Source organism: Litorerythrobacter xanthomarinus (assembly GCF_046254955.1).
Classification (GTDB): domain Bacteria; phylum Pseudomonadota; class Alphaproteobacteria; order Sphingomonadales; family Sphingomonadaceae; genus Qipengyuania_C.
This window is the reverse complement of record NZ_JBJXRG010000002.1, coordinates 217,001-241,272: the sequence shown is the minus strand read 5'-3', so window position 1 is coordinate 241,272 and position 24,272 is coordinate 217,001. Positions and strand designations below refer to the sequence as shown.

Here is a 24,272-nt window from a genome sequence, read left to right as displayed (position 1 = left end):
GTTTAACTCTCGCGCGTCTCGAGCCATTCCTCGAGCCACTTGATCGTATAGGCACCGTTGATCACGTCATCCTGCCGCAGCAGTTCCTGATGCAGCGGAATGTTGGTCTTCACGCCCTCGACCACCATCTCCTCGAGCGCCCTGCGCAGGCGCATGATGCACCCTTCGCGGGTACGGCCGTAGACAATCAGCTTGGCGATCATCGAATCGTAATAGGGCGGAATGCGATACCCCGCATAGAGCCCGCTATCGACCCGAACATGCATGCCGCCAGCGGCATGGTAATAGGTGACCTCACCCGGTGACGGGGCGAAGGTGAAGGGATCCTCGGCATTGATCCGGCATTCGATCGCATGGCCATGAAACTCGAGCTCATCCTGCGAAACCGAGAGGGGCTTGCCCGCTGCGATACGGATCTGTTCGCGCACCAGGTCGACCCCGGTTATTGCTTCGGTCACAGGATGTTCAACTTGCAGGCGCGTGTTCATCTCAATGAAGTAGAACTCGCCGTTCTCCCATAGGAACTCGATCGTTCCTGCGCCGCGATAGCCCATGTCGCGCATGGCCTTTGAGCAGACTTCGCCCATGCGCATGCGGTCTTCATCCGAGATCACCGGCGAAGGCGCTTCTTCCAGCACCTTCTGGTGGCGGCGCTGGAGCGAACAGTCGCGCTCGCCAAGATGAATCGCGTTGCCTTCCCCATCGCCGAAAACCTGGAACTCGATGTGGCGCGGATTACCGAGGTATTTCTCGATGTAGACCGTGTCGTCTCCGAACGCGGCCTTCGCCTCGCTGCCAGCCTGTTTCATCAGGGTCTCGAGCTGGTCTTCGCTTTCGCAAACCTTCATGCCGCGGCCCCCGCCCCCCGATGCAGCCTTGATGATCACGGGATAGCCGATGTCTGCGCAAATCTTGCGCGCCTCGCCATAGTCCGACACTGCGCCATCGGAGCCGGGCACCAACGGTAAGCCCAGCGCGCCGGCAGTCTGCTTGGCGGCAACCTTGTCGCCCATGGTGCGGATATGCTCGGGCTTGGGTCCGATCCAAGCGATGTCGTGTGCTTCGACTATCTCCGCGAATTTCGCATTTTCCGAAAGGAAGCCATAGCCAGGGTGGATCGCATCGGCCCTGCTGATTTCGGCCGCAGAGATGATCGCTGCAATGTCGAGATAGCTGTTGGTGGCAGGCGGCGGCCCTATGCACACCGCGTGATCCGCCAGGCGGACATGCATCGCATCTGCGTCGGCGGTGGAGTGCACCGCAACGGTCTCAATACCCATTTCATGCGCCGCGCGATGTATGCGAAGCGCGATTTCGCCGCGGTTGGCGATCAGGATACGCGTAATACTCATCAATCTTGGCTCAGGCGATTACGACAAGCGGCTGATCGAATTCGATCGGCTGGGCGTTGTCGACCAAGATCGCTTTCACCGTACCATCGCGATCGGCCTGAATCGGGTTCATGACCTTCATGGCCTCCACGATCAGCAAGGTGTCACCCTTCTTGACGCTGTCGCCCACGGCGATGAAGTTGTCTGCCTCGGGATCGGGAGCGAGATAAACTGTACCGACCATCGGCGATTTCAGCGCGTCTGCCGTATCGGCAGCTGGCGCCGCTTCACTCTCGCTAGTCGGAGCTGCTGCCGGAGCGGCGGCAGTCGGGGCCATCATGGGCGCTGGAGCAGGCGCAGGGGCTGCGGCAAAACCGCCCCCACGCGAGACCTTGATCTTGCGATCGCCATCCTCGACTTCGATTACGGTAAGACCTGTTTCGCCCAGCATCTCCGCGAGTTCGCGTACGAGCCTGGTATCGACGTTCATGCCCTGCGATTTGGCTGCAGGGCGCTTGCTATCGGCCATAAATGCCTCTCATTGAAAGTCCGGCCATGGCCTATGCGCGGGCGGAAGCTGGCTGGCAAGGGGTTGACAGCAAATCGCTAGAGCGCCGCAGCTTTCTCCAATGCAACAACATAGCTTTGCGCGCCGAGGCCTTTGACTTCGTCGGCCGCGCCCATCCCGACATAGGAGATATGGCGGAATTCCTCTCGCTGGGCCGGATCGGAAAGATGCACCTCGATCACGGGTACATCGATCGCCTTGATCGCATCGAGCAGCGCGATCGATGTATGGGTATAGGCTGCCCCGTTGAGCAGGACCGCCCTTGCCCCAGCGGCGTGCGCTTCATGCAACCAGTCAACCAGCTCGCCTTCGTGGTTGGATTGGCGAAACTCGATCGCAACGCCGAGCTCGCCTGCTTTTTCCTCGAGCATGGCGTGGACATCATCAAGTGAATCGGAACCGTAAATCTCCGGCTCGCGCATGCCGAGCAGGTTGAGATTCGGCCCGTTCAGGACATAGATCAGGGGTACGTCCGCCGCGCTCAATACACCCGCGCCTTGGGCTCGATGTAATCCGCATCGTCCGTGAGCGTGTATTCGTGGACCGGGCGATAATCGATCTTCACGTCTCCGCTCTTGCCGCCCCAGCCTTCGAACCAGGCTACTGTGTGCTTCATCCACTCACCGTCGTTACGATCGGGGAAATCCTCATGCGCATGCGCGCCGCGCGATTCCTTGCGGTTTTCGGCAGAGGCAATGGTGACATTGGCCTGCGCCATCAGGTTGTCGAGCTCGAGCGTTTCGACGAGATCGGTGTTCCAGATCAGTGAGCGATCGGTGACCGCGACGTCTTCCAGCTTCTTGTTGACCTGCTTAAGGACGTCAACACCTTCGGACAGCAGCTTGCTGTCGCGGAACACGGCAGCATGCTTCTGCATACCCTTCTGCATGTCAGAGCGTATCTCGGCAGTGCTTGAAGCGCCAGAGGCGTTGCGGAAGGTATCGAGCCGGGTCAGCGCCATTTCCGCACTGTCAGAAGGCAGTTCGTCATGCGAGGTACCGGGCTTGACCAGCTCCTTGAGGCGGTGGCCTGTTGCACGCCCGAACACCACGAGATCGATCAGCGAGTTCGAGCCGAGGCGGTTCGCGCCGTGGACCGAGACGCATGCCGCTTCGCCAACTGCGAAGAGGCCTTCGACCACGGTTTCCGGATCGCCATCCGCGCCGATGGTCACGACTTCGCCGTGATAATTACAGGGAATGCCGCCCATGTTGTAATGCACCGTCGGCGTAACCGGCAGCGGCTGGCGCGTCAGGTCGACACCGGCAAAAATCTTGCCGCTTTCGGTGATGCCCGGCAGCCGTTCGGCCAGCACCTTGGGATCGATGTGATCAAGGTGGAGGTAGATGTGATCGCCATCTTCGCCGACACCGCGCCCCTCGCGCATTTCCAGCGCCATCGAGCGCGAGACGACATCGCGCGAGGCGAGGTCTTTCGCAGAGGGCGCATAACGCTCCATAAAGCGCTCGCCTTCAGAGTTGGTGAGGTAGCCGCCCTCGCCGCGCGCGCCTTCGGTAATCAGCACGCCGGCGCCGTAGATCCCGGTGGGGTGGAACTGGACGAACTCCATGTCTTGCAATGGCAGTCCGGCGCGCAGCACCATGCCGCCGCCGTCGCCGGTGCAGGTGTGCGCCGAGGTTGCGGTGAAATAGCAGCGGCCGTAGCCGCCCGTTGCCAGCACCACTGCATGAGCGCGGAAGCGATGGATCGTCCCATCGTCAAGGCACAGCGCGATCACGCCGACGCATTTGCCGTCCTTCATGATCAGGTCGATCGCGAAGTATTCGATGAAAAAGTCCGCGTCGTATTTCAGGCTTTGCTGGTAGAGCGCGTGCAGCATCGCATGGCCGGTACGGTCCGCTGCAGCGCAAGTACGCTGCACCGGAGGCCCCTCACCCATGTTCTGCATGTGGCCGCCGAAGGGGCGCTGGTAGATCGTGCCATCGTCGTTGCGGCTGAAAGGCACACCGGCATGCTCAAGCTCGTAAACCGCAGCCGGTGCTTCTCGCACCATATATTCGATGGCGTCCTGGTCACCGAGCCAATCAGAGCCCTTGACGGTGTCGTACATGTGCCACGACCAGTGGTCGGGCGAATTGTTGCCGAGCGAAGCGGCGATCCCGCCTTGCGCGGCCACAGTGTGCGAGCGCGTGGGGAAAACCTTGGAGATATTCGCGGTGCGCAGGCCCGCTTCGGCAGCGCCCATCGTAGCGCGCAGGCCCGAGCCACCTGCGCCCACCACGACAACATCGTAGGTGTGGTCAACGATGGGGTAGGATTTGCCACCGATTTCGAAAGTATCAGCAGGCATCAGGCAACACCCCCAAGCGCGAGACGGGCGACGCAGAAGAGACCGAAGGCCCCTCCCCCGATCGTCGCAAGGTTGAGCAGCGTCAGGACGGCAAACTTGTTGCCTGCGGAATGAACATAATCTTCCGCGAGGACCTGCAGCCCCAGCTTGGCGTGCCAGAATGTCGAGATGATCAGCAGCGCCATCGCGGTCGCTGCGATCGGGTGCGCAAGATAATCGCTCACCGTTGCATAGCCCAGATCGGGCAGCAGCACGATGCTGCCAACCAGCCACAAGACCAGCACGAGATTGCCGATGGCGGTGAAGCGCTGGACAAGCCAGTGATGTGCACCCTCATGCGCCGAGCCAAGCCCGCGCACGCGTCCGATCGAAGTTCCGTTACCCATCGGTCAAATCCTACTTGTTCAGCATCACGGCCCAGAAGATCGCTGTCAGCGCAATCCCGAGGATTGGCGAAGCGATGGACCACATCTTGTTGGTATCAAGCTCGTAACCGGCACCGATATCGAGCACGAAATGTCTTAGGCCGGAAACCATGTGGGTGAAGAACGCCCAGCTCAGGCCAACCAGCACCACCATGCCCAGCGGCGATGTCATCCACTCGGCAAAGGTCGCGTAATAATCCGGTCCGCTCGCAAGAGCGCCGAGCCACCATAGCAACACGAACAGACCGACAATCGCCATTCCGTCGCCCGTGATCCTGTGAAGAATGGAGACCAGCATATGCGGACCCCATTTCCATATCTGGAGGTGCGGAGCGATGGGACGTTCAGCCATGAAATAGCCCTTATTTCCAGCGTGGTTTGCTACGAATTGCGCTTTCCCTTAGCGCATGGGCCGCATGAGGCAAGGCGCGTTTGGCCACCAAACGCTCGACTTGCCTGTCAAAACTGAGAATAAGGTGCGCTATGCCAAATGTCCTTGTCACCGGAAGTTCGAGAGGGATCGGTGCTGCGATCCGCGCCGCGCTCGAGAAACGCGGCGCCACGGTCATCGGGCATGCCAGCAAGCAGAGTACTGTTAGCTCTATAACGGCCGATTTCACGGACCCGAAGGCACCGGGCCAGCTATGGGACGATGCTCTCGCGCAGGCAGGCGGCAGGATCGACATCCTGATTAACAATGCGGGAATCTTCGAGGCCAATCCTTTGCGCTCGGATGATGCCGATTGGCTGGAATTGTGGGAGCGAACGATGACCGTCAATCTCACCGCTTCGGCCCAGCTTTCGCGGTTCGCAGTCCAACACTGGCGCGAGGAGGGCCGCGGTGGGCGGATGGTTCATGTCGCCAGCCGCGCCGGGCATCGCGGAGATAGTCCGTGGCACTGGCACTATGCCGCATCAAAGGGCGGGATGCTGGCGATGCACAAGACTATAGCCCGCGCCTACGCCCGCGAACACATCTTCAGCTACGCAGTCGCGCCGGGCTTTACCGACACATCGATGGCAGGGGATTACCTTGACAGCCGTGGCGGCGCGGATCTGCTCAAAGACATCCCCCTCGGCGACGTAGCAACACCCAAGGAAATCGCGACCATAGCCACATTCTGCGCGCTCGATGCTCCTGCTAGCATGACTGGCGCAGTGATCGATGCCAATGGTGCGAGCTATGTTCGCTAGGATCACTGCCGCCCTTGCCTCAATTCTGGTCGCATCCTGCGCCACGGCTCCAGTTGGCGATGCACCCCTGCCGGGTCCCAAAGATCCGCAGGCATTTCTCGAAACTTGCGAAGATTGGGACGACTGGGCGAAACCAGCACCGCCGTTCCAGATTCTGGGCAACAGCTGGTATGTCGGCACTTGCGGTATCTCAGCGGTGCTCATCACAGGCGAACAAGGCCACATCCTTATCGATTCGGGAGTGGAGAATGCCGCTGCACACGTGTTGGCCAATATCCGCGAACTCGGTTTTGAGCCTGAGGATGTTCAATACCTGCTGATGAGCCATGAGCATTTCGACCACATTGGCGGTCACGCCGCCATCACCGAAGCTACCGGTGCTCAAGTTGTTGCCTCTGCCGCGGCAGCTTCGGTGCTGCGATCCGGAGTCGTCGATAAGGCCGACCCGCAAGCGCTTTCCAACCACCCCGATATGGCGCCCGTATCCGTCAGCAAGATCATGGGCGATGGAGACCTGATCGAGTTAGGGCCGATTAAGATAATGGCTCACACAACCCCGGGCCATACCCCGGGTGCAATCAGCTGGACCTGGAATGCGTGCAACCTTGCTGGCGAACCGCCGATTTGCCGGCGGATCGCTTATGTCGACAGCCTGTCTCCCGTTTCTTCCGATGCGTATCGCTTTTCCGACCACCCTGAGTATCTGGCACACTTTCGCGCCAGCATTGCTAAGGTGCGCGACTTGCCGTGCGACTTGCTGGTCACGCCTCACCCCTCGTCAGGCAAGATGATAGCCAAGATGCGCGACGGCACTTTCGGTTTGCCAAGTGCATGCGAAGAATACGCCGAAGCATTGGGCGCTGCACTGGATCGGCGCCTCGTCAAAGAGCGCAATGGCGGATAGCTGGAAACTCACCGCGTTCGCGCCAAAACCGCTAGTCGAAGCGGCGCTGGACACGCATGGCGGAGCGCTCGATTGGGATCCCGAAATCGTCGTAAGCGGCTTCGAGATTGCCGATGACAAGCCGGACGATTGGCGTCTCGATGCCTATATCCCGCGCAAGCCAAATGCCCAGGATCGCAAGACAGTCGCTGCGCTGTTCAAGGGTGATCCGCCAAAGATTATTAGTGAGAAACTACCCGATACCGATTGGGTCACCGAGAGCCAGAAAGGCGTCGAGCCGATCCGCGCCGGCAATTTCTTCGTCCATACGCCTGACTTTCCGCCCTCAGACGAGGCATCAGTCCGCTCATTCTGCATACCCGCCAGCCAGGCATTCGGTACTGGGCAGCACGCGACAACCGCGGGCTGCCTCGCGATGCTGACCGAAATGAAGCGGCGCGGCGTGGTTGCACGCGACATTGCCGATATCGGCACCGGCACCGGACTGTTGGCATTCGCGGCCATGTATCTGTGGCCTTCTGCGAGAGCCACGGCCTCGGATATCGATCCGGTCTGCCTCGAGGTGATCCTGCGCAACATGGAATCGAATGGAATTACCCCGGGCGCCGGTGTCGGAGAGATGACACCCGTGATCGCGCCGGGAATGGATGATCCCCTGCTCCGCTCGCGCGCACCCTATGACTTGCTGATTGCCAATATCCTTGCCGCACCGCTGGTTGAACTTGCACCGGACTTTTCCGACGCGACCGCACCGGGCGGCTCGATCTTGCTGGCGGGCCTGCTCGAAACGCAGGAAGCGGCGGTCCGGCGAGCATATCGCAAGGCGGGCTTCCGCCTTGCGGCGCGCCTCGTCAACGGCGACTGGTCGATCCTTTGGCTGCGAAAACGAAACCTGCGCTGATCCTGGCTGGCCGCACCCTCGCAGTCCTGCTGCTGGCGCTCGGCCTGTTCGTGCTGGCAGGCTGGATTGGCTCTTCGGTCCCGCGCAATGGGGATTGGACCGAGCCGGAAAGCGGGATCGAAATCATGGCCGCGACAAACGGCGTGCATACCGAGCTGGTGTTGCCACTGGTGACGCCGCAAAAGGATTGGCGCAGGGAATTCCCGGCGAGCGATCTGGAGCACCAAGACCGGCCTTACACACACATATCGGTGAGTTGGGGGCAGCGTGACGTGTTCCTAAACACCCCGACATGGGCCGATCTCAAACCGATCACGGTCTGGCATGCGATTACTGGTAGTGAGGCACTCATGCACGTCTCACATTATGTCCGCCCAGCTCCAGGCGAGAACTTCAGGCCCATCACCCTGCGAGCGGATGAGTACATCAGGTTGGTGGAAGCAATAGAGGCGCAGTCTCTGCCTGCCGAGGAGCGCGCAAAGTACCCGGGCTACTATTCTCAAGACGTGTTCTACGAAACCGGTGGCAGTTATCACGTGGGCAATACCTGCAACCAATGGACCGGAGACATGCTAGCGGCTGCAGGAGTGAAAATCGGGCTGTGGACGCCCTTCTCGGGCGGAGTGATGAAATGGGTCGAGCGGCCCTAGCCGGCGGCGCTCGCGTTTTTCTTTTCGAGTTTTTCCTTTGCCCATGCCGCGAGCATCAGCGGAACGATCACCGAAACGGCGATCCCGGCAAGCAGGCACAAGGTGATGAACCAATCCCAGGCGCTGCCGCCGGCGGTGTAGAGCCCCCAAATAAGCGGGGCCGCCATGATGATACCGCGGATTTCGTTGAGAACCACCAAGGCCAATCCGAATTTGAGAAGGAGGCTGGCAATAGCGGAAAGTCCCACGGTTTCATCTCCTTAGCGGGCCCCCTGGTATCTCAATGCAGGACCTCGCAGTGGGTTCCCGCAGCAGTGAGCTTGGAAGATGGGGATTGGTTGCGCTAAGCGCTCACCGATGCCATTCGATCTCCAGATTGCGTTGCGACTAATGACGATCGGCGCGGCACTAATGCTGTTGGTCCTGATCAATTCAGGCGCAGTGCGCCGGCCTCTCCAGATCGCACTATCAGGTATGCTGCTTGGGGGTGCTTGCTACGTTTTCAACAGCTCTCCCGATCTGCGCGCACCCGACAGCATTCGTCCATTGGTCGACCTGTTTTCGATCACGACCCCATTTTGGACCTGGCTATTCTCAAGATTGTTGTTCGAGCGAGCGGTTGGCAAGAGGTGGCTTGCGGTTCTTGCCGTCGTCTATCTCGCAAGCTGGATCATGGCGCATTTCATCCCTGGGTGGGACTATTGGGGTTTCATCCTCAACCACACCGTATCACTGGCTTTGCTAATCGATGTCGGGTTTACGGCGTGGTCGGGACGCGCGGACGACCTTATCGAGCGCCGCCGTCTCATTCGCCTTTGGCTCCCCGTGCTTGTGGCTGTGCAAGCAGGTGCAGTGCTTGTTTTCGAACTGATATATGGATCGGACAATCCCTTCCCGGCGTTGCAACTGATTAGTGTGACGGCCATCCTTGCGCTGGTTCTGTTTGCCGGTTCTGCCCTGCTGCGGACCGATCCCGAACTCCTAGTAGAGACCACCCGGTCGACCTCTTCGAATCCTCAGGCAAGCGATCTCTCGCCGGTCGAAATCGTGCTCAAGGAGAAGCTAGACGCGGCCATGGCAGCGGGCGAATACCGCACTCCGGGTCTGACGATATCCACATTGGCCGAGAAGCTGGACACGCCTGAGCATCGCCTGCGGGCATTGATCAACCAGCGACTCGGCCATCGCAACTTCTCGGCCTATCTCAACCTGCACAGAATTGAAGAAGCCCGGTCGATTCTGGCCGATCGGAGCAAGGTGGACTTGCCTGTCCTCACAATCGCGATGGATCTAGGGTATAATTCGCTCCCGACCTTCAATCGCGCCTTTCGCGAGCTAACCGGTTCAACTCCCACAGAATTCCGCCGCGATTCCATCGAACAGAACTGAAAATCACCGAACAATTTCGCAATTGAACGGCATTTTTCGCCGCTGCGAGGCATTCCCAGGCGCAAACGAGCATCATCACTCCAGATCGAAACCGATTGGAGAGTATCATGCAGCCCCAAACCACCGATAACTGGCTCGCGCTTGTGCAAGAGCATTTCATCGCCGTCTTCACCTTTGACCTTGGCCGCTATCTGGTCGCAGCAGGCTTACTGACGATCATCCTGTGGCTGGCGCATCGGTGGAGCGAGGCCCGTCGCATCCAGAGCCGCCGCGCCAAGCGGCAAGACTACTTGCGCGAAATCTCCTCTTCGATCAGGACAGTCTTCTTCTTCGGTGTGACGGGCCTCACCACAGTTCTCATGATCGAGGCGGGACTGGTCTATCTCCAACTGGACCTGGTCCCTGCCTGGGTCTTCGCCCTGCAATTGGCAGCGATCATCGTCGCCCATGACGCATACTTCTACTGGATGCACCGTGCACTGCACCACAAGAGCGTATTCCGCTTGATGCACCTGCATCACCACAAGTCGCGCACGCCAACTCCTTGGGCGGCCTACAGCTTCAGCGCGTTCGAAGCAGTGACCGAAGCAGCCTTCATGCCGATATTCCTGCTAGCAACCAGCACGATGGGCATCGCCTACGGCGGTACGGTCGTGTTCGTGTTCCTTGCCTGGATGATTATTCGCAATGCTATCGGACATTCGGGGGTCGAGATCCATCCGGCAGGCTGGGTCGACACGCCCTGGCTCGATTGGCTCACGACGACCACGCATCACGACCTGCACCACAGTGAAGGGCGCCACAATTTCGGCCTTTATTTCACCTGGTGGGACCGGATGATGGGCACCGAACACCCGCGCTACAAGGAGGAGTTCCGGCGCGTTGCAAAGCCGATCCAGATCGCAAGACGCCCGGCAGAGGTGATCTCGGTCTCTGCGATGGCAGTGTTTGCAAGTGTCATGACCCTCTCGAGCGGTCTCGGCGTGATGGGTGCGATCCCGGCCTAGCGCCGTCATTCAATTGCCTGACGCCCGCTGCGTGCTATCGCGGCGGGCGAAAGGATTCTGCGCATGGCTTACGAAACGATCACGGTAGAAAAGCGCGGCGAGGTCGACTGGCTGACCCTCAATCGTCCCGAGAGCCTCAATGCAATCAACCTCAAGATGGTCGAGGAACTGGACGACTATTTCGGTAGCCTGTTCAACGATCGCTCGGTTCGAATCGTGGTGATGCGCGGTGCGGGCAAAGCGTTTTGCGCCGGGCTCGACATCAAGGAACGGCACGGCAGCAATGACGAGACCATTCCTTTCGGTGGCGGTTACGGCTTCCAAGGCTATCTTGCCGACGTCTATGTGAAGATGCGCCGCTGCCCGCAGCCGATCATCGCGTGCGTCCAGGGCGCAGCCTGCGGCGGAGGCTTCGCTTTCGCGCTCGCGAGCGATATTCGTATCGCGGGCGAAAGCACGAAGATGAACTGCGCTTTCATCAAGCTGGGTCTGTCCTCCTGCGACATGGGCGTGAGTTATTTCCTGCCGCGAATTGTCGGGCTCTCGTTAGCAAGCGAACTCATGCTGACCGGGCGATTTATCCATGCCGAGCGTGCACTTGCGGTCGGGCTGGTCAACGAAGTGGTGCCCGATGATGCATTGGAGGCCGCTGCGCAGAGCTATGTCGATGAGATGCTGAACGCGTCACCCATGGGGCTGCGGATGACCAAGGAAGGACTTGGCCTTGCGGTCGACGCGCCCAGCCTCGAAGCTGCCATGGCGATCGAGAACCGCAACCAGCTGATGACATCGGCCAGCCCGGATTTCCGCGAAGGGATGCAGGCGTTTCTTGAAAGGCGTCCGCCCAACTATGTGATGGACTGAGCTTCGAGCGTTTGCTCGAGAAGCCCAAGCGTCGCCCGCGCGAACGCCTCCATATTGGCGATGCGGTCGTCGAGGCTCGTTTCGGTGACCTGCGTCCACTCACCATGCGGGCCGGCCACGGCGGCGCAGCTCCGTCCGGCGGGAGCGCCGGTGGGATGGGTCGACCCCCCGACCGAGCCGCTTTCGGCCAGGCCCCAATCGGCGCCGAAGTTATCGCGAATCGCGCGGGCCTGGAGCACCGCATACTCCTCACTTGTCCCGCGCATGCCTCTGTACGCCTCGCGCGGAAGATCGAACAGCACGTCGCGGGCACGGAGTGAATAGACCACCCCTCCCCCAACGAAGAAATCAAGCGCACCGGGTACGGTGAGAAGGCTCGCCGCCAGCAATCCACCCGTAGCCCCATCGGCCACTGCCACCTTCTCTTCGCGCCGGCGCAGGAGCGCGGCAATACGCAGCGCCTGCGGGTGGAGTTCGGCCAGCAGGCTCATCCCGCTGCGGCCACAATTTCGGCCCAGCCCGCTTCGTCGATCACCTCAATGCCGAGCTCGGCAGCCTTCTTGAGCTTCGATCCAGCGCCTGGTCCCGCCACCAGCAGATCGGTCTTGGCGCTGACCGATCCGGAGGCCTTGGCGCCCAATCGCTCGGCCTGCGCCTTAGCCTCGTCGCGGCTCATGGTCTCGAGCTTGCCGGTAAACACCACCGTTTTGCCCGCTACAGCGCTGTCTTTGGTTTCGACCACATAGGGCGGCGGCGAGACTTGCGAGAGCAAATCCTCCCAGACTTGGACGTTGTGCTCCTCGTGGAAGAAATCGCCGAGCGCGCCCACGACTGCCGAGCCGATACCGTCAATCGAGGTAAGCGCGGCCTGGGCCTCTTCGTCGCCCGCATGCGCTTCCTGCGCAATTACGCGCAGTGTTGGTAGCTCGTGAAAATTCTTCATCAAATCACGCGCAGTCACCGCGCCGACATGGCGGATACCCAGCCCGAACAGCAGGCGCGCCGCGTCGGGTTCGCGCTTGGCTTCAACGCTGGCAAGCAAGTTCTCGACCGATTTTTCCTTCCAGCCCTCCTGCGCAAGGATGTCATCTTGTCGGTCCTTCAGGCGGAAGATGTCCGCCGGGCTTTCAAGCCAGCCCAAGGCAAAGAACTGGTCGATGGTCTTCTCGCCGAGCCCCTCGATGTCGAGCGCGCCGCGGCTGACAAAATGCTTGAGCCGCTCGGTGCGCTGCGCCGGACAGATCAATCCTCCGGTGCACCGCACGTCAACCTCGCCCTCCTCGGCGACGGCTTCGCTGCCGCATTCAGGGCAGGCATCGGGAAATACAAACGGCTCACGCTCAACATCGCGGGTGAGATTCTCGACCACCTGCGGAATCACATCTCCCGCGCGCTGGACGACAATCCGGTCACCCGGACGCACGCCGAGCCGTGCGATCTCGTCGCGATTATGCAAAGTGACGTTGGTGACGGTGACCCCGCCAACCAGCACGGGTGCGAGCCTTCCCACAGGTGTCAGCTTGCCAGTCCGGCCGACCTGAATGTCGATCGCTTCAAGCGTGGTCTCGGCCTGTTCGGCGGGGAACTTGCGCGCGATTGCCCAGCGCGGAGCCTTGGCGACGAAGCCAAGCCGCTCCTGCCAGTCGAGCCGGTCGACCTTGTATACCACCCCGTCGATTTCGTAGGGTAGCTGCTCGCGCGCTTCGGAAATTGTGCGATAATGTTGCAGCATTTCCTCAAGCGTTTCGCAGCGCTTGAACAGCGGCGATATTGGCAATCCCCAGCCTTCGATCATGCGCACCACGTCGACTTGCGTTTCGCCTAGGACTTCGCTCGCCGCGCCCCAGCCATGCGCCCAGAACTTCAGCGGGCGCTCTCGCGTCACATTCGCGTCCTTCTGCCGCAGCGATCCAGCGGCGGCATTGCGCGGATTAGCGAAGAGCTTGCCGCCCGCTTCCTGCTGCGCAGCATTGAGCGCAGCAAAATCCGCTTTCGACATGTAAACTTCGCCGCGCACTTCGAAGACTTCCGGCACGTTCCCGGCCAGCTCCTGCGGGATATCGGCGATATGGCGGACATTCGCGGTAACATCCTCGCCCACTTGTCCGTCACCGCGCGTTGCCGCCCGGACAAGCTTGCCGCTTTCATACCGCAGCGAGCACGAGAGTCCGTCGATCTTGTCTTCAGCCGTGAAGGCAACCGGCTCGTCTTCGGCCAAGTTGAGGAAGCGCCTGACCCGCGCGGAAAATTCCGCCAGTTCATTGTCGTCGAAGGCGTTGTCGAGGCTCATCATGCGAACCTCATGCTGCACTTTGCTTAGCGCCGATGCCGCGATTTCATGGCCGACCGCTTTGCTGGGCGAGTCCTCGCGCGCCAGATGCGGGAAAGCCTCTTCCAGCTCCGCATTGCGGCGTACGAGCGCATCGAATTCCTGGTCGGTAATCTCCGGATCGTCATTCGCGTGGTAAAGCCGGTTATGATGCGCGATTTGCTTTGCCAGCCGCATCAGCTCATTAGCCGCCTCGGCTTCGGAGATTTGCTCGATTCCCATCGACTCAGCTATGCATGAGCATGCGTGCGGGGAAAAGTGCGCATTGGGGGAAGATTCACATGACCGATCGTATTCTCAAGGCTCTGATTACGGCGAGCGTGGGGCTGATGGCTCTGCTCTATGTCCTGCACAACATCGCCAACCTACCGCAGGCTTTCGATTTCTTCGTCTACACCACCAGCCATGCCGACCAGGAGGCCTATCCGGTCACGCTGCTGCCGGTACCGCCAGCCATCCTGATTTACCCGGCGATGGTGCTGGTGTTCGCGCTCGAATTCGCCGCAGGATTGCTGGGCTTGTACGGCGGTTGGGCCATGTGGCGCGCGCGGAACGGCGCTGCGGTCGAGTTTGCGGCTGCAAAGCGCTGGGGCAAGATCGGGATGGGCTGCGCGGTGATCAACTGGTGGGGCCTGTTCCAGGGGCTGGCAGTCGCCGGATATCAACTGTGGCAGATGCCATTGGGCGAAGGTCCGTTCTACGGCTCGTTCTTTTACGGAGCGATGGGCATGAGCGTGTTGATCTACCTCAGCATCCGCGAAGAACACGCAGATTGAAGAGATAGGCAAAGCGTTTTCGTCCGACACAAAGTCTACCTTCGACTTCCAAACTAGCATTTGCTAAGTTCCCAAGTCGTTGCTTTACGGGGTATTTGAGTCACATGAAGAATTTGCTCGCGAAGTACGGCACCCTTTCTCCCCTGACGTCGGATGAGACAGAGGTTATCGAGAACCTTTCTTCGGTGAAGGTCACTTGCGAAGCAGGCAAGGATCTCGTCGCGGGAGACTTCGACGAACCTGACCAGCTCTTTATCGTCGAGGAAGGGCGCCTCTTTGCGTCGCTGGAATTGCCAAGCGGCGATCGGGCGATAACGCGGCTTTACTATGCGGGGGACATTGTCGGCACGGCGAACGTTCCTTTCGAACACGCGACGCAAACGATCACAGTCAATGCGCCTTCGACGATCTACGTCTTCCCCAGGCGCCATTTGATCGAAGCCTTCACCGACATGCCGAGGATCGCCGCGATCTTCTATACTTTCGCAGCACTTGAAAGCGCGATCCTGAATGACCGACTGGTATCGGTAGGCCGGACGCGCGGCAAATCGCGGCTCGCTTCGCTGATCCTCGAAATCGAGGCCAGGCACAGCCTCGCTGTTCCGGATCCGGGCAAAGCATTCGACATCGGCCTGACACAGACCCAAATCGGTGAGGCGATCGGTTTGACCTCGATCCAGGTCAATCGCCTATTTCGCGCTTTGGATGAAGATGGTCTGATAAGCCGGGACAAGAGTGAAATCGAAATCCTGGACAGGGATCGCCTGACGGAGATCGGCCAGTTCCGTAACCGTTACGAGGATCTCGATCTGGATTGGTTCGACGAGCATTTCTAAGCCTCGCGAACGGGACTTCTCTCTAGCGTAATTCCCAAAAACCGTTTCCATTCCTGCGCAACAAGCCCAGGCATCGGTCGCCTTCCCACAGATGATAATGGCGATCGGGTCGCGCATCTTTCAGCAACTGGAATACTTCTGTCGGCTCATCGCCAAAAAACTCGATCACGGGATTCTCATCCGTAGAGCTAAGTGCGGGCACCACCCGGTAAATCTTCATGCGGGCCCCTCCAACCAGATTGTACGCAGTCTCGGGTTGCTCAAATCGAGCGAAAAGTGAGAGACTGCCTCGGGCCACGTCAGGTTCGACTCTGGCCACGCTGCCTAGATACCCCTTTGACAGATCTTCGCATTCACATTTGTTAGTATTTGCGCAGTTTCCTGAATGACGTCGGTAAACCCGTTCAATTTGAACGATCGACTTGGAGTACTAGACTCCCTCCATCAGTTTCTCGGCTTGTGCCCGGGCTTCGTCAGTTGTCGCAGTGCCCGACAACATCCGGGCGATCTCTTCCTGTCGTTGCGCCGCTTCCAGGCGCGCGACGGAGGTTCGTGTCACAGTGCCTTCGGACGATTTTGCTATCACGTAGTGCGCGCCGCCCCGCGCCGCAACTTGCGGACTATGCGTAACCACGAGCACCTGCCCGCCATCCGCCAGGCGTCCGAGCCGTTCGCCTATCGCTGAAGCAACCGCGCCGCCCACACCGCGATCGATCTCGTCGAAGATCATGGTCACCGCCCCGCCCTGCTCCGCAAGCGCAACCTTGAGCGCCAGGATAAAGCGCGAAAGCTCACCGCCACTGGCAATCTTCGTAAGCGGAGCGAAATCGGCACCCGGATTGGTCGAGATCATGAATTCGACGCCGTCCATACCATGGGCGCCCCAGCGCTCCTCTGGCAGTTTCTCGATCGCAGTGAGAAACTTCGCGGAGTCGAGCTTCAGCGGAGCCAGCTCTTGCGCCACCATCTTATCGAGCTTCTTGGCACCCGAGATCCGCGCTTCATGCACTTTTGCGGCGAGGACGCGAAATGCATCACCAGCTTCGCGTTCTGCTGCTTCGAGCGCATCGAGCTGTGCTTCGCCTCCTTCGATGGCATCAAGCGCGGTGCGCATCTCACGCATCTTCTCCGGAAGCTGGTCAACCTCGCACCGATGCTTTCGCGCCAGCGCCCTGAGCTCAAACAGGCGGGTTTCTGCCTGATCCAGTTCTTCTGGGTCGTGAATCAAGGCTTGCGCCGCGTGTGACAGCTTGTCCTCGGCTTCGCCCGCTTCGATGATCGCGCGGTCAAGGCCCGCCAGCGCTTCGGCAAGCAGTTCGTGTTCTGGAGCAATCCGGTCGAGCCTGCGCGCAGCGCTCCGCAATATTGCCAGAGGTGAATCCGAACCGTCCCAAAGCGCGCGCAGCTCGTCGAGGTCTTCGGTTAGCCGCTCGCCCTTTTGCATTGCCGCTCGTGCTTCGGCGAGGCGGGCCTCTTCTCCCGCCTGGGGCGCAATTTCGGTCAGCTCTGTGAGATGTGCCAATAGCATGTCCTGATCCTCGCGGATCTGGTCGACTTCATGTCTCGCCTCATCGAGGCGCGCCCTCGCTTCGTGCCAATGCGCCCAGTTACGCTCAAGAGCTGCAGAATCGATTTCCGCAAATCGGTCCAGGAGCTTGCGATGACCGCGCGGATTGACCAAGCCGCGATCGTCATGTTGGCCGTGAAGCTCGACGAGTAGGTCGCCCAATTGCCGCAACAACGCGACACCGACTGGTTGGTCGTTGACCGTGGCCTTGTTGCGCCCATCGCTTGCGAGATTACGCCGCAAGATCACCGCCTCGCCCGGTTCCAGTTCGATCCCCGAATCCTCCAGAAGCTCCGCCACGGCTGGCGGCATATGGGCGAATTCAAAGGTGGCCGTGACCGAAGCCTTTTCCGCGCCAGCGCGTATCAGGCTGCCGTCGGCCCGGTTTCCAAGCACCAGCCCCAGTGCGTCGAGCAGGATTGACTTGCCCGCCCCGGTCTCCCCGGTAAGCACGCCTAGACCGCCGGAGAAGTCCAGGTCGAGTGCCTCGATAAGAACAACATTGCGAATGGACAGGCGGGTGAGCATTACATCCGGTAATAGCTCAAGCCGATGGCTCCGTCACCGCATCTCACGATGCACTTTGTGGATCATTTGCAGGAGCTCGCGCCGGCGCTTTGGACCTTCTAGCCTGATGAACTCGGCGCGCGCTGTTTGTCGGGTCCAGCGCGGTCAGTTGAAAGCGCGGGATCCGGCAATGCCGACTTGAGCAGGAAGTATCCCGTAACAGCCGCGATAAGCGATCCGGATAGCACCCCGATCTTCACCTGGTTGATCAATGCCGGGTCAGCGAAAGCAAGATTGCCGATAAACAGGCTCATGGTGAACCCGATTGCTGCCAGCAGGCTCATCGCATGGAGTTGCCTCCAATTCACCTCTTCGGGCATCTCGGTCACGCCTGCCTTGATCGCCAGCCAACCAAAGCCGAATATTCCGAGCTGCTTGCCGATCAGGAGACCCAGTGCGATCCCCAGGGGAAGCGGCGCGAGTAGATCGGAAAATGACACGCCTGCCAGTGATACGCCTGCGTTGGCGAATCCGAAGATCGGAATGATGAGGAAAGCGACGTAGTAGTGAAGCGCGTGCTCCATTCGCTCTAGCGGTTGCTGGCCGCGTGCCTCAAGCGGGATCGTCATCGCCGCAGCCACACCCGCGAGCGTTGCATGAACGCCGGATTTCAGCACGAATACCCACAAAATGACAGTCAGCAATACGTAGGGCCAGCTGTCGGCGACACGGGCCCGGTTCAGCGCAATCATCGCGGCAAGTGTTATGGCGGCGCCGATCAGCATCTGCGTCTGCACGCCTTCCGTGTAGAAAAGAGCTATTACCGCAATTGCTCCGATATCGTCGATAACAGCGACAGCGAGCAGGAGCGCTTTGAGTGCGACAGGTACGCGGCTTCCCAGCAGCGCGAGCACGCCGAGCGCAAAGGCGATATCGGTCGCAGCAGGGATGGCCCAACCACGGATGGCAACCGGATCCCCCCAGTTAAGTGCTGCGAAGATGATCGCCGGGATGGCCATCCCGCCGACTGCCATCACCAGTGGAAGCGAAGCAGCGCGCCAGCTTGATAGCTGGCCCGTGAGGACTTCACGCTTAACTTCGAGTCCAACTAGGAAGAAGAACACCGCCATCAATCCGTCGTTGATCCACAAGATCAACGGTTTATCGATTACGGCCCCGCCAATCCCTGCAACTACAGGCAGTGCGAGCCAATCGCGATACAGAGCCGCAAGGGGTGAATTGGCGACGATGACAGCCAGCACGGCCATCCCCATCAGTATGAGGCCTGCAGCGCTTTCCTTTTTCAGAAAATCGCGAAGCATTGGGGCAATAGCAGTGACCATGTAACTCTCGGTAATCGATTGACTCAGTGAAATGCAAAAAGCGAAGGGGGGCGCCCTTTTGGGCACCTCCCCTTCTTATGATCAAGTCAGGCGGTTGCCGCCCTGCGGGCCAGCATCCACTGAATCCGGTCCTTGATGCGGAGTTTCAAACGCTTGAGGCGTGTCATCTCCAGGGAATCCGGTGCTCGCTTGCGCTGTTCCAGCCGCAAATGCTCATCGATCTTCTGGTGAATCTCGGTCAAACGATAAAGTCGGGCCATCATCGATAGTCTCCTTAGTAGAAGGCCAAAGTCGATCGGAGAGCCGATGGTGCTTTCGGGAGGGAGGAGGAGACCCGTCAGCAACGCATCGGCAATCCGATGCGGTCCGACATCACGAACGCTTTGCAGCGCTCGCCAGAGGGGCCCGGTCCGCAATAAGTAAATGCGCATCCGCCCGATTGGTTTCAAACATATTCAAAAATGTTTGCGAGTTGCGGAGCAAGACCGCACAGCGCGAGGTGCCTTGGGCCGGAAATTAGCTTGCAGTGACACCGGCAGCGTGATCGCCGACCAGCTCATATGCCTTTTCGTACCACTCAGAGCCGGGATAGTTCGCTCCCAGTACGGCTGCGTATTTCACCGCTTCTTCCCGCACACCGAGCGCAAGACTGGTCTCGGTTAGGCGAAAAAGCGCTTCCGGAGCGTGACTGGTGGTCTGGAAGTTCGAAACCACGTTCTGGAAACGCAGCTTGGCAGCGATCCATCTGCCCGACCGCTCATAGAACCGCCCGATCTCCATTTCCTTGCCGGCCAGGTGATCATTCACGAGGTCGAGCTTGAGCCGCGCATCCGCAGCATACTCGGTATTCGGGAAACGGCGATCGACTTCGCGCAAGGCGCGCTGCGCTTGCTCGGTGATTTTCTGGTCGCGCTGCACATCGCTGATCTGCTCGTAATAGGAGAGCCCGATCAGATAATAGGCGTAGGGCGCATCCTTGTTACCCGGGTGGATCGACAGGAAGCGCTGCGCGCTCTGGATCGCCTGGTTGTAATCGCGAGAAGTGTAGTAGCTGAAGGCGCTCATCAGCTGCGCGCGGCGAGCCCAGGGCGAATACGGATGCTGGCGTTCAACTTCATCGAACAGGCCGGCCGCGAGCCGCGTGTTACCGCGGTCAAGCCGCCGCTTTGCTTCCGCATAGAGCGATTCCACATCGCGCGCGACGTAAGCCGTGTCAGCACCGTCGCCGCCCCCGCGGGCGCAACCGGTAACAAACAGCGTGGAACCTAGGAGCCCGGCAACCAATGCGAGCTTGAGCGGATGGCGCGAAGAAGTCGTCATGGGCGAAGCCTATAACCAGCGCGCAGGTGAACGCCAAGTGAAGTTGCACCGCTGGGCACAGTTAACCGCTCGCTAACCACTTTCTGCCATAGGATCGCGGGAATTTGGGGGACACAACATGCTGCATGTCTTAAAAAATCTGATGCGCAATACCGCAGGCGCAACCGCCGTAGAATACGCAATTATCGCCTCGGTCGTTTCGGTCGCCGCGCTGGGCGCTTTCATCTCTGTCGGCGAGCAGTCGGAAGAGAACATGAACTCCGTTGCCGACAAGTACGCCGAGGCCCAGACGAAGTAGCACGCGCCGGTACGCTGAACTTAACCCTGTTCGGTTACCAGCCTGCAAGGCGTCGCGGTCTATTCCGGTGATGACGCAGTGCGCCAGGATGCACCGCCGAATGGAGACCAGACCAATGAAGACCTTGATCAACCGTTTCATGGCTGACGAGAGCGGCGCGACCGCGATCGAATACGGCCTTATCGCAGCGCTTATCGCCGTTGCCGCAATTACCGCCATGCAGAGCCTTGGCAGCGAGCTCTCGACCACGTTCAACACGGTCGATTCTGCCCTCTCCGAAGGCAACCAGGCCGCATAACTTAGCGAATTTCCGGCGGCGCGTATCTCCCACGCGCTGCCGGAATTGCACACCACAGCAAAAGACTCGGAACTTCGGTTCCGGGCCTTTCCTGATTCTGGAGGAATTTTCCTACCTTCGGGTTTTCTGCTTCAGGCTCGTGAATGAGCAAAACCAAAACACCCAACCTTCCTTCCCTCCCCGATTTCACGCCCGTCCCGCGCGCGAAAGACCGCTCGAACGGCTGGAAGCCTGAGGTCCAGCGCGCATTTATCGAAGCGCTGGCCGATACCGGCTCGGTCGCCCACGCCTGCCGCAAGGTGAACCGCTCCACCAACGGCGCCTACCAGCTTCGCCGCCAGGACGGCGCTCAAGGATTCGCCGCCGCATGGGAGGCCGCGCTCGCCCACGGCGTCAAGCGGATCGAGGATGTGGCGATGGACCGCGCGCTCAACGGAGTGGAAGTGCCGGTCTATTCCTACGGCAAGCTCGTCGGCACGCGCCGCCAGTATAACGACCGGCTGCTGATGTTCATGCTCCGCAACCGCGCGCCCGAACGCTTCACCGAAGGCCGCGCGAAGGCGATGAACGCGGTCGACCAGCAAACGCTCGACAAGCTCAAGAAGCAATGGCGCAAGGAATGGAAGAAGGAGTTCGGCATCAAGAATGCGAGCATTGCCGACGTGAAGGCGAGCATCGACCGCAAGGTGGAGGAGATGCGGATCCGCGTGCTCGATCGCGAGCGGCGCGAATGGGAAGCGATGTCACCCGAGGCGCTGGAGGCCTTCGCCACCTTTATGCGGCTGCGCGCCCGCGACCTCGAACAGGCGGATTTTGACGACGCGGCGCAGCGTACTCGGCGCGATGCGGACAAAGTTCCGCTGAAGATCCCGGTTCCGCCGAAGGGCATGCGGATCGGCCCTAAGCCGAAAAAGCCAAAGCCGCCGAAAACCGAGCACTCACCCAAGGATAAGGGTTGGGATTAGGCCTCGAAGTCGTGGAACTCCCGATGCCACGACAAGAACTTCGGGTGCGGTCGGTAGGATTCGATATCCGGCGCCTTGAGCTTGCCCGTGGGATTGATAATTGCCTCGACACCTTCGCGGTCATTGACTTTGCGATGCACGAGAATTTCGAGATCATCCTTCAAGCCGATCAAACCACGGTCGAACATCCAATGCGCAGTTCCTGATAGCGCGAGGCCATTGCGCACGCTGTCAGGGCCGCCATGCTCGACCGGGCGGATATGCGCGGCCTGCGCTTCCAAGCGGCCCCCACCATTGACCAGTTTCCAACCCGTCACCGCGCAGCGTCCATCATAGGCATGCATCACGGCGCGGCGGAAAGCTCGGTCACGGAATGGCTTCGAGACGAGAGACTGAACGATGGGCCGCTCGATCTCGAATGGGGTCTGATGCTCGCGAACGCGATCCTCGTCGATATTGTCGTAATCGCTCCGAGGTAGAAAGTCCTCATCCGGCAAGCCGAGCGAAATGATCCGCGCGAAGTCCGAATGCGAAAGCGGGCGAACGGCGGCTTGCGCATTGGCCAAGGCCCGCTCGACTGGTTCGCCGTTTACGACATGAGGAACGGTCGGTTCGAAGGGCAGATAGCTGCCCTCTTCGATGATCGCACGATAACGGTCTGTCACATCCTGATCAGGAATGATCCTCTCGACCTTCGCCACCGCGAAGAAGCCTTTGGAATTCGGAATCTTGACCGGCTCGCGATAGACAATCCAATCGCCGACCATTTGCTGTGCGCGGCTGAGATAGCTTTTCGGAAACTGATAGTGCATCTCGGGAATGTCGTCGTAGATCGATCCGTCCTTGTGCATGAATACGCCGAATGTCACGGCAAGGCAGGTCCTGCACCTGCACTCCGGACAATCAATGGTGATCCGTCGCCAAGTGCTTTCTTCTCAAAATCAAACATAACTGCCGGCGCCTCGATGCGGAGCATGTCATAGATGAGTTCTGACACACGTCGCATTTCGATGTCGCCCTCTAGAGCTCCTCGTAAAGCCAAGAAGTGTCGTAAGCTACGAGCATTCGCGGTTACGCTCAAGATTGTACGCGTCGCATTGGGCAAAAGTGAGCGCGCAAACGATCTAACGTATCTTGTTCTCTCGCGATCGGAAAAGTCATTTGTAGGTGGAGCTGTCTTCAAGGCACGCTTATAGAAATTATTAATCTGCGCTTCAATTGTCTTCCATTCATTACTTAATTCAGAATGATCTTCCAGACCGTCTGGCCTGAGAAGGACCGCCTCACTTTCATCATGGTACTGTTGCGACAATTGGCTAAATGAAAAGCCTACCCTGTGACGAACCAGCTGATGAGAAAAACCGCGCGTCACTCCATCAATTAAGAAAGTCCACTGGGCATGCTCAAGGACACTTTCATGACCATGCTGAATTAGCTTTCTTATGTATTCCGCATTTTCAACCTGAGTGTGTTTGTTCGGATCAAATGAAAGATAACAAAGGCGACCCGAAAATTCGATAATTCTCTCGGCATCGGTGGATTGGCCTGTAGGTTGCCACTCGAAGCCATGCGCTTTGAGGAACTGAGCTTCGTTCCCAGTCGCAACCGGACGGCTCAAAATGATGATCTTCGGGTGCACTACTCCGCCTCAGCGTCCTTTAGATTTCCCTGCTCAGTGTCGCCCACTTCTTCCAACTGCCGTAACCTTTCCTCGATGCTGTCTAAATTGAGGTCGCCTCCCATTTGGCCGAACCTACCCTCAATTCGGTCAATTCTAGATTCAAGTGGATCAACCTGGTTATTTGTTATGATCGCAGTCAGGATTGTGACAATCACTGCAATTACTGACCCGATTACGGGAGCATACCATTTACTAAATATTTCGGCCTTGTGGACTTCTTCCTTTGCCACTTCTCGTGCTCTTTCTTGGAGATTTGCGAAATCGTATGAAAGACCCATTAGCAATTCTTCATCGATGTGTGATGCATTTGGATCAGAACGATAGGGTTCTGTCGATTTTTGCTCCATCTTGAAGAATAGGATGCGCACTATTCTATCGCCTGTCTTGAGGCTGATCGGCTCCTTCCCCATGTTTATTAGGGTCAGGTGCAAGGTGCCTTCATATCCAGGGTCGAGAAGTCCGGGATTCGTTGTGAGCAAACCTGTTAGTGATAATCGGGCAGGAGGAAAAGCAATGCCGCCATGGTCGTCCGGGACTTGAACCTTTTCTGCCGTGCGCACAATCGCGGAAGCTCCCTGCATTAAGGAGATTTCCTTGCGAGGCTTATCGTGGGCACCTAGCTTTCCTGCGCAACTGCCTGGAATGAAGATATCACCAATCGTGAGATCCAACGACGCTGCTTTAAGGCGCGGATCGCGTGTGCCAGCAGATTTTTCACGACAATCTGGAGCAAGCGAAGCTTCCTGGGCGATCAGCGCAGCTATTTGTGAATCCGTCAGAAAACCCATCAATCGCTCCTTTACCAAAG

The 24,272-nt window shown here is 59.1% G+C and carries 29 protein-coding genes; 12 read left to right on the top strand and 17 right to left on the bottom strand.

Annotated features, from left to right (window positions below):
- Positions 1 to 2: 2 nt before the first annotated feature.
- The 6 genes from accC to sdhC all read right to left on the bottom strand — a co-directional run bounded on the left by accC (position 3) and on the right by sdhC (position 4,987).
- Positions 3 to 1,352, bottom strand: a complete 1,350-nt coding sequence (accC, locus tag ACEWMW_RS10465) for an acetyl-CoA carboxylase biotin carboxylase subunit (protein ID WP_409413877.1) — start codon at positions 1,350 to 1,352, stop codon at positions 3 to 5.
- 10 nt (positions 1,353 to 1,362) lie between these two features.
- The gene (gene accB, locus ACEWMW_RS10460; protein ID WP_409414448.1) at positions 1,363 to 1,821 is read right to left on the bottom strand and encodes an acetyl-CoA carboxylase biotin carboxyl carrier protein; all 459 of its coding nucleotides are present in this window, start codon (positions 1,819 to 1,821) and stop codon (positions 1,363 to 1,365) included.
- Between the two features lie 116 nt (positions 1,822 to 1,937).
- Positions 1,938 to 2,384, bottom strand: coding sequence for a type II 3-dehydroquinate dehydratase (locus tag ACEWMW_RS10455; RefSeq protein ID WP_409413876.1), 447 nt, complete (start codon positions 2,382 to 2,384; stop codon positions 1,938 to 1,940).
- Positions 2,381 to 4,210, bottom strand: coding sequence for a succinate dehydrogenase flavoprotein subunit (sdhA, locus tag ACEWMW_RS10450; protein ID WP_409413875.1), 1,830 nt, complete (start codon positions 4,208 to 4,210; stop codon positions 2,381 to 2,383). Before sdhA ends, ACEWMW_RS10455 begins: the two co-directional genes overlap by 4 nt.
- On the bottom strand, positions 4,210 to 4,596 hold the full coding sequence (sdhD, locus tag ACEWMW_RS10445) for a succinate dehydrogenase, hydrophobic membrane anchor protein (RefSeq protein WP_409413874.1): 387 nt from the start codon (positions 4,594 to 4,596) through the stop codon (positions 4,210 to 4,212). The genes sdhA and sdhD overlap by 1 nt, the downstream gene beginning before the upstream one ends.
- A gap of 10 nt (positions 4,597 to 4,606) precedes the next feature.
- The gene (gene sdhC, locus ACEWMW_RS10440; RefSeq protein ID WP_409413873.1) at positions 4,607 to 4,987 is read right to left on the bottom strand and encodes a succinate dehydrogenase, cytochrome b556 subunit; all 381 of its coding nucleotides are present in this window, start codon (positions 4,985 to 4,987) and stop codon (positions 4,607 to 4,609) included.
- 131 nt (positions 4,988 to 5,118) lie between these two features.
- Here sdhC and ACEWMW_RS10435 point away from each other — a divergent pair, with 131 nt between their 5' ends.
- Genes ACEWMW_RS10435 through ACEWMW_RS10420 form a run of 4 tightly spaced genes read left to right on the top strand, consistent with a single transcriptional unit; the run spans position 5,119 to position 8,284 of the window.
- Entirely contained in the window at positions 5,119 to 5,829 is a 711-nt protein-coding gene (locus tag ACEWMW_RS10435; protein ID WP_409413872.1) for an SDR family NAD(P)-dependent oxidoreductase, read from the top strand.
- Positions 5,819 to 6,733, top strand: a complete 915-nt coding sequence (gene bla, locus ACEWMW_RS10430; RefSeq protein WP_409413871.1) for a subclass B3 metallo-beta-lactamase — start codon at positions 5,819 to 5,821, stop codon at positions 6,731 to 6,733. The genes ACEWMW_RS10435 and bla overlap by 11 nt, the downstream gene beginning before the upstream one ends.
- Positions 6,723 to 7,634 carry a 50S ribosomal protein L11 methyltransferase gene (locus ACEWMW_RS10425; RefSeq protein WP_409413870.1) on the top strand — a complete coding sequence of 304 codons (912 nt, stop codon included), beginning with the start codon at positions 6,723 to 6,725 and terminating at the stop codon, positions 7,632 to 7,634. The genes bla and ACEWMW_RS10425 overlap by 11 nt, the downstream gene beginning before the upstream one ends.
- Positions 7,607 to 8,284, top strand: a complete 678-nt coding sequence (locus tag ACEWMW_RS10420; RefSeq protein ID WP_409413869.1) for a DUF2459 domain-containing protein — start codon at positions 7,607 to 7,609, stop codon at positions 8,282 to 8,284. Before ACEWMW_RS10425 ends, ACEWMW_RS10420 begins: the two co-directional genes overlap by 28 nt.
- Here the strand turns inward: ACEWMW_RS10420 and ACEWMW_RS10415 are convergent.
- A complete protein-coding gene (locus ACEWMW_RS10415) occupies positions 8,281 to 8,532 on the bottom strand; it encodes a hypothetical protein (RefSeq protein WP_409413868.1) in 252 nt (83 codons plus the stop codon). The two genes, ACEWMW_RS10420 and ACEWMW_RS10415, sit on opposite strands and share 4 nt — an antisense overlap.
- Before the next feature lie 109 nt (positions 8,533 to 8,641).
- On the opposite strand from ACEWMW_RS10415, the gene ACEWMW_RS10410 reads away from it, so the two are divergent.
- The 3 genes from ACEWMW_RS10410 (at position 8,642) to ACEWMW_RS10400 (ending at position 11,544) form a co-directional block, all read left to right on the top strand.
- Positions 8,642 to 9,673: an AraC family transcriptional regulator gene (locus tag ACEWMW_RS10410; protein WP_409413867.1), complete on the top strand. Its 1,032-nt coding sequence runs from the start codon at positions 8,642 to 8,644 to the stop codon at positions 9,671 to 9,673.
- A 107-nt stretch (positions 9,674 to 9,780) separates the two neighbouring features.
- Entirely contained in the window at positions 9,781 to 10,680 is a 900-nt protein-coding gene (locus ACEWMW_RS10405; protein WP_409413866.1) for a sterol desaturase family protein, read from the top strand.
- A gap of 63 nt (positions 10,681 to 10,743) precedes the next feature.
- On the top strand, positions 10,744 to 11,544 hold the full coding sequence (locus ACEWMW_RS10400; protein ID WP_409413865.1) for an enoyl-CoA hydratase/isomerase family protein: 801 nt from the start codon (positions 10,744 to 10,746) through the stop codon (positions 11,542 to 11,544).
- Here ACEWMW_RS10400 and ACEWMW_RS10395 read toward each other — a convergent pair.
- Positions 11,529 to 12,035 carry a CinA family protein gene (locus ACEWMW_RS10395; protein ID WP_409413864.1) on the bottom strand — a complete coding sequence of 169 codons (507 nt, stop codon included), beginning with the start codon at positions 12,033 to 12,035 and terminating at the stop codon, positions 11,529 to 11,531. The genes ACEWMW_RS10400 and ACEWMW_RS10395 overlap by 16 nt on opposite strands.
- Positions 12,032 to 14,095, bottom strand: coding sequence for an NAD-dependent DNA ligase LigA (gene ligA / locus ACEWMW_RS10390; RefSeq protein ID WP_409413863.1), 2,064 nt, complete (start codon positions 14,093 to 14,095; stop codon positions 12,032 to 12,034). The genes ACEWMW_RS10395 and ligA overlap by 4 nt, the downstream gene beginning before the upstream one ends.
- Before the next feature lie 59 nt (positions 14,096 to 14,154).
- Between ligA and ACEWMW_RS10385 the strand changes: the two genes are divergently transcribed.
- Entirely contained in the window at positions 14,155 to 14,649 is a 495-nt protein-coding gene (locus ACEWMW_RS10385; protein ID WP_409413862.1) for a DUF2165 family protein, read from the top strand.
- Positions 14,650 to 14,753: 104 nt separating this feature from the next.
- Positions 14,754 to 15,485, top strand: coding sequence for a Crp/Fnr family transcriptional regulator (locus ACEWMW_RS10380; RefSeq protein ID WP_409413861.1), 732 nt, complete (start codon positions 14,754 to 14,756; stop codon positions 15,483 to 15,485).
- A gap of 22 nt (positions 15,486 to 15,507) precedes the next feature.
- Here the strand turns inward: ACEWMW_RS10380 and ACEWMW_RS10375 are convergent, their stop codons facing one another.
- From ACEWMW_RS10375 to ACEWMW_RS10355, 5 genes are all read right to left on the bottom strand, one after another.
- Positions 15,508 to 15,705 (bottom strand): hypothetical protein, encoded by a 198-nt coding sequence (locus tag ACEWMW_RS10375; protein ID WP_409413860.1) that lies wholly within the window; start codon positions 15,703 to 15,705, stop codon positions 15,508 to 15,510.
- A gap of 210 nt (positions 15,706 to 15,915) precedes the next feature.
- Positions 15,916 to 17,580 (bottom strand): DNA repair protein RecN, encoded by a 1,665-nt coding sequence (gene recN / locus ACEWMW_RS10370; RefSeq protein ID WP_409413859.1) that lies wholly within the window; start codon positions 17,578 to 17,580, stop codon positions 15,916 to 15,918.
- Between the two features lie 98 nt (positions 17,581 to 17,678).
- A complete protein-coding gene (gene nhaA / locus ACEWMW_RS10365) occupies positions 17,679 to 18,902 on the bottom strand; it encodes a Na+/H+ antiporter NhaA (protein WP_409413858.1) in 1,224 nt (407 codons plus the stop codon).
- Positions 18,903 to 18,988: 86 nt separating this feature from the next.
- Entirely contained in the window at positions 18,989 to 19,165 is a 177-nt protein-coding gene (locus ACEWMW_RS10360) for a DUF465 domain-containing protein (protein WP_409413857.1), read from the bottom strand.
- A gap of 253 nt (positions 19,166 to 19,418) precedes the next feature.
- Positions 19,419 to 20,222 carry an outer membrane protein assembly factor BamD gene (locus ACEWMW_RS10355; protein ID WP_409413856.1) on the bottom strand — a complete coding sequence of 268 codons (804 nt, stop codon included), beginning with the start codon at positions 20,220 to 20,222 and terminating at the stop codon, positions 19,419 to 19,421.
- A 142-nt stretch (positions 20,223 to 20,364) separates the two neighbouring features.
- On the opposite strand from ACEWMW_RS10355, the gene ACEWMW_RS10350 reads away from it, so the two are divergent.
- The 3 genes from ACEWMW_RS10350 to ACEWMW_RS10340 all read left to right on the top strand — a co-directional run bounded on the left by ACEWMW_RS10350 (position 20,365) and on the right by ACEWMW_RS10340 (position 21,783).
- Entirely contained in the window at positions 20,365 to 20,520 is a 156-nt protein-coding gene (locus ACEWMW_RS10350; protein ID WP_409413855.1) for a Flp family type IVb pilin, read from the top strand.
- Positions 20,521 to 20,635: 115 nt separating this feature from the next.
- Complete coding sequence (locus tag ACEWMW_RS10345; RefSeq protein ID WP_409413854.1) at positions 20,636 to 20,818, top strand: Flp family type IVb pilin; 183 nt, start codon at positions 20,636 to 20,638, stop codon at positions 20,816 to 20,818.
- A gap of 143 nt (positions 20,819 to 20,961) precedes the next feature.
- On the top strand, positions 20,962 to 21,783 hold the full coding sequence (locus ACEWMW_RS10340; RefSeq protein ID WP_409413853.1) for a hypothetical protein: 822 nt from the start codon (positions 20,962 to 20,964) through the stop codon (positions 21,781 to 21,783).
- Here ACEWMW_RS10340 and ACEWMW_RS10335 read toward each other — a convergent pair.
- The 3 genes from ACEWMW_RS10335 to ACEWMW_RS10325 are packed head-to-tail and all read right to left on the bottom strand — an operon-like array spanning position 21,780 to position 24,252.
- The gene (locus ACEWMW_RS10335; protein WP_409413852.1) at positions 21,780 to 22,652 is read right to left on the bottom strand and encodes an HNH endonuclease; all 873 of its coding nucleotides are present in this window, start codon (positions 22,650 to 22,652) and stop codon (positions 21,780 to 21,782) included. The two genes, ACEWMW_RS10340 and ACEWMW_RS10335, sit on opposite strands and share 4 nt — an antisense overlap.
- Positions 22,649 to 23,422, bottom strand: a complete 774-nt coding sequence (gene thyX, locus ACEWMW_RS10330; RefSeq protein ID WP_409413851.1) for an FAD-dependent thymidylate synthase — start codon at positions 23,420 to 23,422, stop codon at positions 22,649 to 22,651. Before thyX ends, ACEWMW_RS10335 begins: the two co-directional genes overlap by 4 nt.
- Positions 23,422 to 24,252, bottom strand: a complete 831-nt coding sequence (locus tag ACEWMW_RS10325) for a dCTP deaminase domain-containing protein (RefSeq protein WP_409413850.1) — start codon at positions 24,250 to 24,252, stop codon at positions 23,422 to 23,424. The genes thyX and ACEWMW_RS10325 overlap by 1 nt, the downstream gene beginning before the upstream one ends.
- Positions 24,253 to 24,272: the final 20 nt, after the last annotated feature.

Excerpts from the sequence above, each read along its gene's own strand:
- ACEWMW_RS10380 (WP_409413861.1), top strand. The coding sequence starts at position 14,754 with ATGAAGAATTTGCTCGCGAAGTACGGCACCCTTTCTCCCCTGACGTCG.
- accC (WP_409413877.1), bottom strand. The coding sequence starts at position 1,352 with ATGAGTATTACGCGTATCCTGATCGCCAACCGCGGCGAAATCGCGCTT.
- ACEWMW_RS10345 (WP_409413854.1), top strand. The coding sequence starts at position 20,636 with ATGAAGACCTTGATCAACCGTTTCATGGCTGACGAGAGCGGCGCGACC.
- ACEWMW_RS10410 (WP_409413867.1), top strand. The coding sequence starts at position 8,642 with ATGCCATTCGATCTCCAGATTGCGTTGCGACTAATGACGATCGGCGCG.
- ACEWMW_RS10395 (WP_409413864.1), bottom strand. The coding sequence starts at position 12,035 with ATGAGCCTGCTGGCCGAACTCCACCCGCAGGCGCTGCGTATTGCCGCG.
- ACEWMW_RS10405 (WP_409413866.1), top strand. The coding sequence starts at position 9,781 with ATGCAGCCCCAAACCACCGATAACTGGCTCGCGCTTGTGCAAGAGCAT.
- ACEWMW_RS10355 (WP_409413856.1), bottom strand. The coding sequence starts at position 20,222 with ATGACGACTTCTTCGCGCCATCCGCTCAAGCTCGCATTGGTTGCCGGG.
- sdhD (WP_409413874.1), bottom strand. The coding sequence starts at position 4,596 with ATGGGTAACGGAACTTCGATCGGACGCGTGCGCGGGCTTGGCTCGGCG.
- nhaA (WP_409413858.1), bottom strand. The coding sequence starts at position 18,902 with ATGGTCACTGCTATTGCCCCAATGCTTCGCGATTTTCTGAAAAAGGAA.
- sdhC (WP_409413873.1), bottom strand. The coding sequence starts at position 4,987 with ATGGCTGAACGTCCCATCGCTCCGCACCTCCAGATATGGAAATGGGGT.
- recN (WP_409413859.1), bottom strand. The coding sequence starts at position 17,580 with ATGCTCACCCGCCTGTCCATTCGCAATGTTGTTCTTATCGAGGCACTC.
- ACEWMW_RS10325 (WP_409413850.1), bottom strand. The coding sequence starts at position 24,252 with ATGGGTTTTCTGACGGATTCACAAATAGCTGCGCTGATCGCCCAGGAA.
- ACEWMW_RS10385 (WP_409413862.1), top strand. The coding sequence starts at position 14,155 with ATGACCGATCGTATTCTCAAGGCTCTGATTACGGCGAGCGTGGGGCTG.
- ligA (WP_409413863.1), bottom strand. The coding sequence starts at position 14,095 with ATGGGAATCGAGCAAATCTCCGAAGCCGAGGCGGCTAATGAGCTGATG.
- sdhA (WP_409413875.1), bottom strand. The coding sequence starts at position 4,210 with ATGCCTGCTGATACTTTCGAAATCGGTGGCAAATCCTACCCCATCGTT.
- ACEWMW_RS10425 (WP_409413870.1), top strand. The coding sequence starts at position 6,723 with ATGGCGGATAGCTGGAAACTCACCGCGTTCGCGCCAAAACCGCTAGTC.
- ACEWMW_RS10375 (WP_409413860.1), bottom strand. The coding sequence starts at position 15,705 with ATGAAGATTTACCGGGTGGTGCCCGCACTTAGCTCTACGGATGAGAAT.
- accB (WP_409414448.1), bottom strand. The coding sequence starts at position 1,821 with ATGAACGTCGATACCAGGCTCGTACGCGAACTCGCGGAGATGCTGGGC.
- ACEWMW_RS10340 (WP_409413853.1), top strand. The coding sequence starts at position 20,962 with ATGAGCAAAACCAAAACACCCAACCTTCCTTCCCTCCCCGATTTCACG.
- ACEWMW_RS10360 (WP_409413857.1), bottom strand. The coding sequence starts at position 19,165 with ATGATGGCCCGACTTTATCGTTTGACCGAGATTCACCAGAAGATCGAT.
- bla (WP_409413871.1), top strand. The coding sequence starts at position 5,819 with ATGTTCGCTAGGATCACTGCCGCCCTTGCCTCAATTCTGGTCGCATCC.
- ACEWMW_RS10400 (WP_409413865.1), top strand. The coding sequence starts at position 10,744 with ATGGCTTACGAAACGATCACGGTAGAAAAGCGCGGCGAGGTCGACTGG.
- ACEWMW_RS10435 (WP_409413872.1), top strand. The coding sequence starts at position 5,119 with ATGCCAAATGTCCTTGTCACCGGAAGTTCGAGAGGGATCGGTGCTGCG.
- ACEWMW_RS10350 (WP_409413855.1), top strand. The coding sequence starts at position 20,365 with ATGCGCAATACCGCAGGCGCAACCGCCGTAGAATACGCAATTATCGCC.